The organism is Bacillus sp. M6-12, from assembly GCF_002860285.1.
In the GTDB taxonomy this organism is placed as follows: Bacteria; Bacillota; Bacilli; order Bacillales; family DSM-1321; genus Peribacillus.
Map to the genome: position 1 here is coordinate 211,049 of NZ_PGVF01000005.1, position 11,858 is coordinate 222,906.

Genomic DNA, 11,858 nt, shown 5'->3' on the forward strand with positions numbered 1-11,858 from the left:
ATGAAGTTTCAACAATAAATTTTCATAAAATGAAGTTTAGACTTCGAATTAGATTGTTATAAAATTATCACATATAATTAAATAATTCAACGATAATTCTGAAAATTTTCGCTACTTTTTTTATAATAGTGAGACTTTTGCCTACTATTTTAATGTGAGAGGTTATGTGAAGAATGAAAACAATCTTTTACTAGCAAGAAAAAGAGAGTATGATACGCCATACTCCCTCACTAGTCTTCTAATTTAGTTCAATGAAACGTCCACGAACGATTGGACACCAGTTGGATGTGGAAAGAAACCTTTCACTGTTACAGATCCTGCTAATTGTGGCTTTGAGTGTACAAGTGGAACCCAAGGCGCATCTTCATGAATGATTTCCTGTGCTTTCTTATAAAGAGCGTTTCGTTTATTTTCATCAGATATCCTCTGTGCTTCGATTAATAATTTATGAACTTCTTCGTTGTTGTAGCGGGAGTAATTGTTTGAACCAATTGAATCTTTATCAAGCAATGTATAAAGGAAGTTATCTGCGTCGCCATTATCGCCTGTCCCTCCTAGGATAAAGGCAGATGCCTCTCCAGCCTGAACCTTTTCGAGGTATGCACCCCACTCGAATGTTACAATTTTAGCGTCAATGTTTGCCTGTTTTAGGCTGGCCTGGATGGCTTCTGCGACCTTTTGTCCGTTTGGCATATATGGACGTGCTACAGGCATAGCCCATAAATCCATTTTAAAGCCTTTCTCTAATCCCGCTTGTTTCAGCAATTCTTTTGCTTTTTCAACATTGTATTCACGATCCTGAATGTCGTCATTATAGCCGTTGATTGATGGCGGCATAGGGTTTTTCGCTGGTTCAGCGGTACCTCCAAAGAAATTTTTTATGATCTCTTCTTTGTTTATCAAATGGCTTATTGCCTGACGAACCTCTTTTTTGTTAAAAGGTTCTTTTTCGACGTTAAAACCAAGGAATCCGACATTCATGGAAGGACGTTCGATTAATTGAAGATCTTTATTCTCTTTCACTTTGTTCATATCACTGGGGTTTAACCCTTCCATTAAATCTATTTCGCCTTTTATAAGTGCATTTAACCGTGAAGAATTGTCCTTTATCATTTTGATTTTTACGCCTGCCAGTTTTGGAAGGCCATTCTGCCAGTATTCTTCATTTTTTTCCAGTTCGATAATATCATTCGGCTTCCAGGCCTTAAACTTAAATGGACCTGTACCTACAGGATTTCTTCCAAACCCCTCTTCATCTTTTTCGAGTGCTGTCGGGCTCGAGATTACAAAAGGACTCATTGCGATATTCTTCAGAAACGGAGCTTGTGGGTGTAAAAGGTTTATCTCCACCGTTTTAGGATCAATGGCTTTCACTTCTTTAATTACATGACCTTCATCACCTTCAAAGCCTCCGAACATTGATGCATAGTATGCAAATTTTCCAGGATCCTTACTCTTTGCCCAGCGCTGAAAATTCTTCACCACAGCTTCGGCATTAAAATCTGTTCCATCATGGAATTTAATCCCTTCACGTAGATGGAAGGTATATTTCAATCCATCGGGAGAGACTTCCCATTTACTGGCAAGTCCGGGCTCAATCTCCATATTGTCTTTCCCGTACTGGACAAGGTTTTCGAAGATTTGTTCTGTTACTATAAAGGACTCCCCATCAATTACAATTGCCGGATCAAGCGAAACTGCTTCTCCTCCACGACCATAAATCAACGTATTGGCGGCGATATTTTTGTTGCCGCCTTCCTTCGAAGACGAAGTTGAAGCGGAGCAACCGCTTACAATAAGAGCAAGAACCAGCATACAAGAAAATACAACACTTAACATTTTTTTCATGATTTTCCCTCATTTATTTTATGTATTAGGACTTTATTTTAAGGCGCTAGACTATTAATGAAGAACCTTTTCCAGAAGTAATAAGGTCACGGGAGACGTTATTAAGCCTTTCACTGCCTGTTGCTGTCACCACTACAATATCCTCAATTCTCACGCCAAATTTCCCTTCGAGATATATGCCCGGTTCAACACTTATTACCATACCTTCCTCTAGAAGCTGCTCATTGTTAGAAGTCACATATGGTTCTTCATGCACCTCTATGCCGAGGCCATGCCCCGTTCGATGTGTGTAATTAGCTCCGTATCCTTCTTGACTGATGATTTCCCTTGCGATATTATCAATGTTTTTCAAAGGAACACCCGGTCTTACAGCCTTGACCGCCTCTTCTTGTGCTCTTTTTACAATTCCATAAACTTTTTTCATTTCTGCGGAAGGCTCCCCGCTTGCCAATATAGTTCTGGTCATGTCAGAACAATAATGGTCTTTTATTCCTCCCATATCAATGACCACCATGTCTCCTTCTGCAATAACTGTCTCATCGGATAAATGATGAGGGATTGCCCCGTTTCGGCCTGTACCTACAATAGGGTAGAAAGATAATTCATCAACCTTGTGTGCTGCAAAAAAACGCTTAATCTCTTCTGCTACATACTTTTCAGTAAGCCCTGGCTGAATAAATTCAATGGCCTGTTGGATAACAACATCAGCAACGGCAGCAGATCTTCTCAGTAATTCAATTTCCAGTTCGTCTTTCTTCAGCCTGCACCAGCCAATCACATTTGTGCTGTCTTCAAATGTGAGATTACTATTAAGTTTCATCAGCGTAAGTAAATTTTGGCTTGGCCACTGATTATCAATTGAAATGGTACCACTTTCAGGAAGTGATTTAGCCAATACCTCAAGTGACGCTTCTCCATCTTTCCAAAAAGCTTTAAGGAATAGGTCTGTTGAATCAACTTCTTCCCTGGACATTTCATGGACAATCATATTCGGTTTTCCATTTTTCTTAATGACAATTGCCTGCAAGCGTTCGTGGGAATCCAGCCAAATTCCACTAAAGTAATAAAAGTTGGATGGAGATGTTACAACTACCGCCTCAATATTTAATTCAGCTAACAATTGTTGGGCTTTTTCAATCCGTTTTGGATATACCAAGGTAAATCCCCCTTTAAAATGTATGGATTCAATAAGTCAGTTGGAATAAATAACAATAATATGAAGTCATTAAAAGATAACGGGTGTAACAACACATAGTACCTTTGCATCTTGTTCAAGGGGATTTTCCAACGAATGTGGAATATGCGATGGAAAGTGAATAGAATCCCCAGCCTTTACCAGATACTCCTTGCCTTCTATCTGAAAAAGAAGAACACCCTCAAGAACGTAGTAAAATTCCTCACCCGGATGGCTAACTGTTTTTTCTTTTGGTTGGCCTTGGGAAAAAGTTACCAGTAAAGGCTCAATTCCTCTCGCCGAAAACTCACCTCCAAGTCTTGTATACTTGGCTCCTGTACCTTCTATTCGAAACGGTCTTTGCTCTTCAGATTTGACTAAATAGTTTTTATTCTCATAGTCCTCGAAAAAACTAGTTATTGGCACCTCGACAGCATCTGCTATTTTCTTCAATGAAGTAATAGCGATTGATGAAGATGCCCGTTCTACCTGTGATAAAAAACTAATAGATAATCCTGTTTTTTCACTCAACTCCTTTAAAGTAAGTTTTTTTTCCATCCTTAATTCTCTAATCCTTTTTGATACCTCATCCATAAAAAACCTCCGAAAAATATGAAAAAAAATCTAACTGAAAATGATAATATAGTGAAAAAATTTAAGTAATACTGTAATTTGTTTAATATTAGCATATTTTTTGATATCGCATCAATATATTTTTTGAATATGTAAAATATTTAGAAATTTTTTAATCTAATTTTTCATTCTTGGTTTTCTCATATAACTTGTGTTTCATTTTGAAATGATCTATGAGGGTAAGGTAATATTTTCAGAACTCAGATTTTTTATTGACCGATTTTAGGGAAACAGTATGCTCTTGATAATAAAAAGAGATTGAGTAGAAAAGCTCACTCAATCTCCCGTATTTTTGCCTATTTTAATGGCACAATAACCTCGACCTGATTTTCGAAATCTGTCATATCATAAATCACAACAGTTATTTCTTTAGGTACTTCAGGGACCGGATTCAAATTTACCCGATGGATAATATGGTCCTTTCCATGTTTACCGTGTTTTTCGCCAAAATCTCCTGAACCGCCACCCGCCACGCCAACCCCTTTAATATTGAATCCAATATTGTTGCCGGTCCCTTTTCTGCTGATAGTTTCGGCAATTATCTGTGCACCGGATGGAGCAAATATTACTGCCTTAATTGTTACGTCTGCACCAATCGCTTCTGTCTTAAAGTCTGGAGTAAAGCTGTGAATGGATCCCTGTAAGAATTCTGAAGTTACAGGGATATCGAAATCCCAATCCCCTTTTTGGCCATCTATTTTGTTAATGTCTACCGCCATAATAAATTCTTCTTCAAAGTGATCAGCGTCCACTGAAACCAAACCTTCGAAGGTGGATTCATTAAGTTTTTCCATTTGATTATTAGTCTGGTATTGACCTAAATCAATCCCTTTTGCATCAATATCCATATCCATTTCAACGAAGTCTTTGGTCCATTTTTCTGATCCTTTATTAATTAGATTGTACCCAATTGTAAAACTGGTCCCATCATAATAGACGTCGTTAATTGCCATTTCGATATCATGATCGGTTTTTGCCTCAGTATATCCCTGGGTAATTCCTTTTTCCCTTGCTTCCTTCAGCCCAAAATCCGCTGAGACATTTTCATAAATTGCCCCCACTATCGGAACTCTGCTAAGCATATCTGCCATCGTCGGTAAACCAAAGCCGCTCCCGATAGTAATTAATGCTGCTGCAGCAAAAGCACTTGTCAGGTATGCTGCTTTTTTCTTGCTTCTATTTTTATTCATCTTATTTTTCCCGGTTTCTATTCTGCATTCTTGTTCTATGCGTTCTCTAATTTGACTTTGTAAATAATCCGGCACTTTAATATGCTCAGCCTCTTGTTGCAGCTGGCTTTGAAGTTTTTCTTTTCCCATCATTCTCAGAATCCGCCTTTCCGATAAAGTCATCTGTTTTATATTCGTTTCTAAGCTTTTTTAAAGCCAAATGATGCCTGGATTTCACCGTACCTATAGGTATGTCCAATAATTCACTGATTTCTTTTAATGAATAATCGTGAAAGTAATATAAAACTACTAATTCCCGGAGCTTAAATGACATTTGGCGAACAGTTTGAATGAGCTGCAGATTTCTTTCTACATTCAAGACCGATTCTTCAATTTCAGCAAATTGCTCCGTCTCTAGTGTTTTTTTCTTATTAAGCAGATCGATTCTTTTCCATGCCAGCAGTTTCCACCTTTTTACCTGTCGAATCACCAGGCCGTTAAGCCAGAACCGGAAAGGAAAAGAAAAATTGTAATTATGAATGGACCGCCATAATTGAACGTATATTTCACTTACAATATCATCGACATCTTGTTTATAAGGAACCATGATATAAACAGTTTTATAAACAGAATGAATGGTTAGCTGGTATACTTCATCAAAAGCTTCGAGATCTCCCTCCTTCATCCTTTGCAGCAGAGTTTCTGTAATTAATGATTCCATGAAGGCCCTCCTAAATCATCTTTCACTCTTAATTGTCCAGTAAGCAGGAAAAGGTTCACTAGCTGGATAACAATTTTATAAAAAGTTTTTATAATGGAAAAATGCCACAGAACACCTGCTCTGTGGCAGTTAGCATGCAGCCGTTTTTTTAAATGAATGATTATATCGTTACTTGAAAAGCTCCGGTTTCAAGCGGGAAATCATCTCTGGAAAGTGGAGTGCCTTCTATTAATGGTCTGTAGGAAGTAATTGTTCCGTCATGGGAAACTATATAAAGTTTTTTTAGGTTTAATTGTTTGCACCAATCAATAAACTCTCTAGCCAGTTTTATAAAATTATCTTCGGGCAAAATATTGATTCCCTTTTGCCAGTATGTATCCGGAATATTTTGTGCGAATTCAAAACCTGGGAAATCCTTTAGAATCTGGTGTTTGGGCAGCAATTGATCACATGGAAGTCCAAATTTACCTGCAATGAGCGGAAACACCCTTGGACCCGCATACGGGTGGATGATCTGTCTGCAGGCTAATTCTCCCCTCCAAAAAAGGGCAGTCTCTAAAGTTCTTCGGGTGGGACTTATTATCATCACATCTTCAGAGCTTAATGGGAATAACTCTCCCAAGCGAATTGCTTGCCTCCTTCCCAAATCTGTTAATCCTGGATCTCTTGTTTGGAGACTATCAGGCATATTCAAAGTGTGTTCTCCCTGGCCATGCCGAATGAATGTGAGTTGCATAAAAAACCTCCATATAAAATACGTAAAATTCAGAATTAATGAGCAATTAATAACTAATTGCAGTCTCTATGTCTTATAATAGGAGAAAAGCGATATAAGGGGGAGATTTTTTGAAATTTTTAGTCGTTGGTGCAGGAGCCATTGGGGGATATTTTGGCGGCCGATTGCTTGAAAAAGGCGTTGACGTTACCTTTTTAGTAAGGGAAAAAAGAAGGCAGCAGCTTGAAGAACACGGGCTGGTCATTAAAAGCATACATGGCGATGGAGAATTGATCCCAAAAGTAATTAGCGAAGGAGAATCTTCCGGCCCATTTGATGTGATTCTCTTTTCTACAAAGTCTTATCACCTGGAAGGTGCCATCCAAAGCGTCCGTCCGTTCGTTGATTCTCATACAATGATCTTACCATTGCTGAACGGGATATCACATGTCGACCGGCTGGTTAAGGAGTTTGGAGAAGAAAATGTGATAGGCGGATTATGCTTTATTGAAGCAACTCTTGATACGAATGGTATTGTAATGCAAACCAGCCCGATGCATGAGCTTGTCTTTGGTGAACGGAATGGAGAAAAAACGGAACGGATTCTCGAACTTCAAAAGACAATTAGTGGTACCAAAACAAATTTCCGGTTAAGTGAAAACATCAGCCAGGAAATGTGGCATAAATATATGTTTATTACTGGTCTGTCGGGAATCACAACGTTAATGCGTGCTCCAATCGGTCCCATTCGCGATGCAGGCGGCCTTACAGCCTTAAAGCTTCTTTTTGCAGAGCAAGGCGCTATCATGCGGAAAATAAAAGCGCCAATTGCTGATCAAATAGAAGAAGGCCTATTAGAAAAAGTGAATCAAATGGGCTATGAAATGAAATCCTCTATGCAAAGAGATATGGAAAAAGGGCTTTCTGTGGAGGCAGACCATCTGCAGGGGTATTTGCTGGAAATCGCTGAAAAAGAAGGAATTTATGCGCCCATTTTAGAGACAATCTATACAAACCTAAAAGTATATGAAAGTATGCTTGAGTCCCAATAAGACGACTGTTGAACATCCTCAAAATACTTAACTGCATACGGAAAACTGTTTAGAGGCATCCGGTTGGATGCCTCTTTGATTTATGGAATGCAAGAGTATTTTTTGGCTCGTATCACTGGAAGTGAAAGAGACCAACCTTTCAAAAGTGGTCTCAGCTAAAAAGCCTAATGAGTCAAGTGGGATTTTTTACAAAGCACCACGGCCGTTCCCTTTTTTTACGAGTTAATTTGTTTCAATCGTAAGGCTGTCTAACGCACTTTTAGCATTAGTTCTAGCCTCTTCAGTTGTTTCAGCACTAGATAAGGCAACCGCTACCCGCCGTCCCGGTTTTGTAACTGGTTTCCCGAATATTCGTAACTGTGTTTGTCGCACGGACAGTGCTTGTTCTATACCGCTAATGGAGTAAGTATGGAGGTCATCTTCTGCCTTCAAAGGACGGCTTGCTCCGGGTGAAACCTGAATTATTTCCGGGATTGGGAAACCTAAAATCGCTCTCACATGAAGTGCAAACTCTGATAAATTCTGGGTAACAAGCGTAACTAACCCTGTGTCATGCGGACGAGGGGAAACTTCGCTGAAATAAACTTTATCCTTAGAAAGAAAAAGCTCCACTCCAAAAAGCCCATACCCGCCAAGTTCCTCGGTAATTGTCAAAGCGATTTTTTCAGCTTCGCTTATTTGTTGTTCCGACATATTATGAGGCTGCCAGGACTCAATATAATCTCCATCCTTTTGAATGTGTCCAATTGGCGCACAAAATTTTGTCCCATTAACTGCCCGGACTGTAAGCAAGGTTATTTCCGAGTCAAATTGAATGAATTCTTCTACGATAACCCTTCCTTTTTGAACCCTTCCACCTTCCATGGCAATTTTCCAGCACTCTTCCATGTCAGCTTCTGTCCGGCAAACACTTTGCCCCTTGCCTGAAGAGCTCATTAGTGGCTTCACAACACAAGGGAAACCAATTGTGCTGGCTGCCTGTACAAATTGTTCATAGTTATCAGCAAATTCATATTTCGCAGTTGGAATTTCAAGTGTTTCAGCTGCTAACCGGCGAATGCCTTCTCGATCCATCGTCAATTTTGCCGCCCGGGCAGTCGGAATCACATGGTATCCTTCACTCTCTAGCTTTACAAGTTCAGCGGTTGCTATTGCTTCAATTTCAGGAACAATTAAATCAGGTTTTTCTTTCTCAATCACTTCCCGTAATTGCTGCGGATTCAGCATATCAATCACATAGCTTCTGTTTGCCACCTGCATCGCCGGAGCATTCTGATATCGGTCAACTGCTACTGTCTCTACCCCGAGGCGTGCAGCTTCAATAATAACTTCCTTTCCTAATTCACCTGAACCTAACAAAAGAATTTTTCTCGCTTGAAACATGTGATGCTCTCCCCCATTCTTTTGAATCTACTAATATAAACGAATTATACAGTATAAAAACCAAAAAATCATTCGTATTTTCGTATTATTTTTCAAAATAAATGAGGATTTTCAATTAAAAAAAGTTGAAAAATATATTATTCGTTATTTTAAGTCTCTCCTAAGTACTTAATTATGTTATTGCGGCGGTGAAAGAGAAAAATAATTGGTTAATATCAAAAGACGCTGGCTACAAGCCTAAATATTTACTGTAACTCCCATTTTAAAAATGAAATTTTAATGATGTTTATTAAAAGTAGTTGTACAATTAGGTATATATGAATTGTAAATTACCAATGAAGGAATTTTAGTTTTCATTAATATTTTTCGGGGGATTACTTTTATGTTAAATGGTGTTGGGGCAATCTTGTATCATGTTTTAGTTGTTCTGTTCCCTATTCTGTTCTATCATTTATTTTTTAATGAGAACCGGATTCAGCGTAAAGAACCAACTTCAGCATTAACACTTTTACTAATGGCTATGGTACTACTGACAATGTCTGTCCCAATAACCATTTCACCAGGACATGACTTTGATTTTCGAGTAATCCCTATAATTATTTCTTTTTTTTATGGTGGGACCATTCCAGGTATCATGACATTGGGAACTATGATGTTATATCAATTTACCATTGAACTAGAAGCTTTTTATGTTTGCATGATTAATTACTCAATAGCGTCGTCCATTCTTATGTATTTTTCTAGAAGGTTTGAAAACATGGAAAAAAAGTATAAAGTGGCGATAGTCAGCATAATATTTTGGGTAATTGCATTAACAAGGTTTATCGCACTTTATGTGAAAAACCAACCTGGAGACCTGGCTTTTATATTTTTACTTGCTGCTGTAACCTGGGTAACCTTAATATTAGTTGTCTTTTTGATTGAGAATTTAAATCAGCAAATGGAAATAAGGAAAGAGCTGGCCAGAGCTGACAAATTAAATATGATTAGCCAGCTGGCAGCATCAGTGGCCCATGAGGTAAGAAATCCAATGACTTCTGTCCGCGGCTTTCTCCAGTTAATGAGCCAGGATAAGAATCTGAATTCCTCTCAGCGAAATTATATTAGTATATCATTGAATGAATTGGATACCGCACATAATATTATAAATGATTATCTTTCATTGGCTAAACCGCATACAGAAGGCTTAATTCCTATTAATATTTCCAATGAAGTGAAGAATACAGTTGAACTTATGACATCATACTCAACTATTTTAAATATAACAATAAAAACAACCATACAAGAATCACTGTTTATTAAAGGCAATAAGGACGAGATTAAACAAGTGCTGGTCAACATCATGAAAAATGGAATTGAAGCTATGGACAACCAGGGTTGTTTGATAGTCAGGGTATTTGAAGAAAATGAAAATGTACTGATTGAAATCATTGATAACGGCAAAGGCATGTCAAAGAGCCAGTTAAAGACTTTGGGAACCCCATTTTATTCAACAAAGGAAAAAGGCACAGGAGTCGGTTTAACTATCTCATTCCAGCTAATTGAAGCAATGAAAGGGAAAATATTAGTTCAAAGTGAAGCCGGATATGGAACAAAATTTATAATTAAGTTTCCTGCTATAAAAGTGAATAAAGATAATAATTCTGACTAAATAGCTGATTGGACGGTCCAATCAGCTATTTTTATTATTGATTTGCTTTTTTTATCCATTCTGCAATTGTTACTGTCCGCTTGGCCTGATATTTTACAGCTGCTTGCACATCTTCAACCATCTTTCCGTCTTGGTCGACGGAAACACTTGTGCCGTAAGGGTTACCGCCTGCTGAATAAACTGCTTGATCTGAATAACCGGGTGCTGCTACGATTGCTCCCCAATGATAAAAAGTTGTGTATAAAGACAATATGGTAGCTTCCTGTCCCCCATGGGAATTTTGGGCAGATGTCATGGCACTTACTACTTTATTCACAAGCTTCCCTTTAAACCAAAGGCCGCCAGTCGTATCCAGGAATTGCTTCATTTGTGCAGGCATATTTCCGAACCTTGTCGGTACGCTGAATATTATTGCATCAGCCCATTCCAAATCATCGAGTGTCACTTCAGGCACACCGCTTGTTTCTTCCATATGAGCTTTCCAAGCCGGATTAGAATCAATTGCTGTTTGCGGCGCCAGCTCTGGAACCTTTAACACTTTAACATTCGCTCCAGTATCCTGACCCCCTTCTTCCGCCCATTTTGCCAGCTTGTAGTTCGTACCTGTAGAACTGTAATAAATTACTGCCAGATTTACATTTGACATGTTTTGGTCTCCTTTTTAAGAAAATATTAATTCTGCTTTACTGAACACCATCCTAGTACCCTGAAAACAGGGTAAGTATTCACCTATACCGAGGGATTTAGTTCTTTTGTGAAAAATCCGATTTGGAATGTTTACATAATATTATTATCAAGCACTGTCTTCGCCTTCGTTTCCTTGTCTTCCTCGCTCCTCCCCCTCCAGGTATTTGGCTTCTTTATTTTTCTCCATCATGCTGAGTCTTGAAGTTCTTTAAACCCTTCCGGTTTTAGACATAAAAAAACGACCAGCTTTTCAGCTGATCGTTCGTTTGCCTGACAATATCCTACTCTCACAGGACTTGCACAGGATGTGCTGACTTCTGCGTTCGCCACAGGACGTAGCGGCCCTTAACAGAAGGTCCTTACTTGCTCCAACTACCATCGGGTGCGCGAGCTTAACTTCCATGAGGCCTACAGGATGTAGGTCATGAAGGCGGTGCCACAGGACGTGGCGTTCTTTGTCTTCTTTCCTTTTTAGGGGCGGCGATGAGCTTCGGATCTCTTTGTCAGCTTCAATCGTTGCGGTCCTCGTGTACTGAGTACACTCCGGTCCTCTCTCATTCGCTGGGCCTGCACGATGCAGGTCATGAAGGCGATGCCACAGGACGTGGCGTTCTTAGCCTTCGTTCCTTTTCCTCCTTGCTCCTCCCCATCCAGGTATTTGTCTTCTTTATTTTTACTCCATCATGCTGAGTCTTGAAGTCCTTTAAAACTTTCCAGTTTTTAGACATAAAAAACGACCAGCTTTTTAGCTGATCGTTCGTTTGCCTGGCGACGTCCTACTCTCACAGGGGGAATCCCCCAACTACCATCGGCGCTGAAGAGCTT

At 39.1% G+C, this 11,858-nt stretch carries 10 protein-coding genes; 2 read left to right on the forward strand and 8 right to left on the reverse strand.

The window, feature by feature from the left end:
• Positions 1-243: 243 nt before the first annotated feature.
• The 6 genes from CVD28_RS08475 to CVD28_RS08500 form a co-directional block, all read right to left on the reverse strand.
• Complete coding sequence (locus tag CVD28_RS08475; protein ID WP_180954074.1) at positions 244-1,848, reverse strand: ABC transporter substrate-binding protein; 1,605 nt, start codon at positions 1,846-1,848, stop codon at positions 244-246.
• A 46-nt stretch (positions 1,849-1,894) separates the two neighbouring features.
• Positions 1,895-3,004, reverse strand: a complete 1,110-nt coding sequence (locus CVD28_RS08480; RefSeq protein WP_101591933.1) for a M24 family metallopeptidase — start codon at positions 3,002-3,004, stop codon at positions 1,895-1,897.
• A gap of 69 nt (positions 3,005-3,073) precedes the next feature.
• The gene (locus CVD28_RS08485; protein ID WP_101591934.1) at positions 3,074-3,616 is read right to left on the reverse strand and encodes a helix-turn-helix domain-containing protein; all 543 of its coding nucleotides are present in this window, start codon (positions 3,614-3,616) and stop codon (positions 3,074-3,076) included.
• A 335-nt stretch (positions 3,617-3,951) separates the two neighbouring features.
• A complete protein-coding gene (locus CVD28_RS08490; RefSeq protein ID WP_180954076.1) occupies positions 3,952-4,977 on the reverse strand; it encodes a DUF4179 domain-containing protein in 1,026 nt (341 codons plus the stop codon).
• Entirely contained in the window at positions 4,931-5,545 is a 615-nt protein-coding gene (locus CVD28_RS08495; RefSeq protein WP_101591936.1) for a sigma-70 family RNA polymerase sigma factor, read from the reverse strand. The genes CVD28_RS08490 and CVD28_RS08495 overlap by 47 nt, the downstream gene beginning before the upstream one ends.
• A gap of 160 nt (positions 5,546-5,705) precedes the next feature.
• Positions 5,706-6,281: a histidine phosphatase family protein gene (locus tag CVD28_RS08500; RefSeq protein WP_101591937.1), complete on the reverse strand. Its 576-nt coding sequence runs from the start codon at positions 6,279-6,281 to the stop codon at positions 5,706-5,708.
• A gap of 110 nt (positions 6,282-6,391) precedes the next feature.
• Between CVD28_RS08500 and CVD28_RS08505 the strand changes: the two genes are divergently transcribed.
• Positions 6,392-7,312, forward strand: coding sequence for a ketopantoate reductase family protein (locus tag CVD28_RS08505; RefSeq protein WP_101591938.1), 921 nt, complete (start codon positions 6,392-6,394; stop codon positions 7,310-7,312).
• 222 nt (positions 7,313-7,534) lie between these two features.
• On the opposite strand, the gene purT is transcribed toward CVD28_RS08505, so the two are convergent.
• Positions 7,535-8,695 (reverse strand): phosphoribosylglycinamide formyltransferase 2, encoded by a 1,161-nt coding sequence (gene purT, locus CVD28_RS08510; RefSeq protein WP_101591939.1) that lies wholly within the window; start codon positions 8,693-8,695, stop codon positions 7,535-7,537.
• Positions 8,696-9,077: 382 nt separating this feature from the next.
• Here purT and CVD28_RS08515 point away from each other — a divergent pair, with 382 nt between their 5' ends.
• Positions 9,078-10,346 (forward strand): ATP-binding protein, encoded by a 1,269-nt coding sequence (locus tag CVD28_RS08515; RefSeq protein ID WP_101591940.1) that lies wholly within the window; start codon positions 9,078-9,080, stop codon positions 10,344-10,346.
• A gap of 34 nt (positions 10,347-10,380) precedes the next feature.
• Here the strand turns inward: CVD28_RS08515 and wrbA are convergent, their stop codons facing one another.
• Complete coding sequence (gene wrbA / locus CVD28_RS08520) at positions 10,381-10,992, reverse strand: NAD(P)H:quinone oxidoreductase (RefSeq protein ID WP_101591941.1); 612 nt, start codon at positions 10,990-10,992, stop codon at positions 10,381-10,383.
• Positions 10,993-11,858: the final 866 nt, after the last annotated feature.

What these genes read in the sequence shown, in the direction of transcription:
- CVD28_RS08485 (WP_101591934.1), bottom strand. Translation starts at nt 3,616, where the DNA reads ATGGATGAGGTATCAAAAAGGATTAGAGAATTAAGGATGGAAAAAAAA.
- CVD28_RS08515 (WP_101591940.1), top strand. Translation starts at nt 9,078, where the DNA reads ATGTTAAATGGTGTTGGGGCAATCTTGTATCATGTTTTAGTTGTTCTG.
- CVD28_RS08495 (WP_101591936.1), bottom strand. Translation starts at nt 5,545, where the DNA reads ATGGAATCATTAATTACAGAAACTCTGCTGCAAAGGATGAAGGAGGGA.
- CVD28_RS08500 (WP_101591937.1), bottom strand. Translation starts at nt 6,281, where the DNA reads ATGCAACTCACATTCATTCGGCATGGCCAGGGAGAACACACTTTGAAT.
- purT (WP_101591939.1), bottom strand. Translation starts at nt 8,695, where the DNA reads ATGTTTCAAGCGAGAAAAATTCTTTTGTTAGGTTCAGGTGAATTAGGA.
- wrbA (WP_101591941.1), bottom strand. Translation starts at nt 10,992, where the DNA reads ATGTCAAATGTAAATCTGGCAGTAATTTATTACAGTTCTACAGGTACG.
- CVD28_RS08475 (WP_180954074.1), bottom strand. Translation starts at nt 1,848, where the DNA reads ATGAAAAAAATGTTAAGTGTTGTATTTTCTTGTATGCTGGTTCTTGCT.
- CVD28_RS08490 (WP_180954076.1), bottom strand. Translation starts at nt 4,977, where the DNA reads ATGATGGGAAAAGAAAAACTTCAAAGCCAGCTGCAACAAGAGGCTGAG.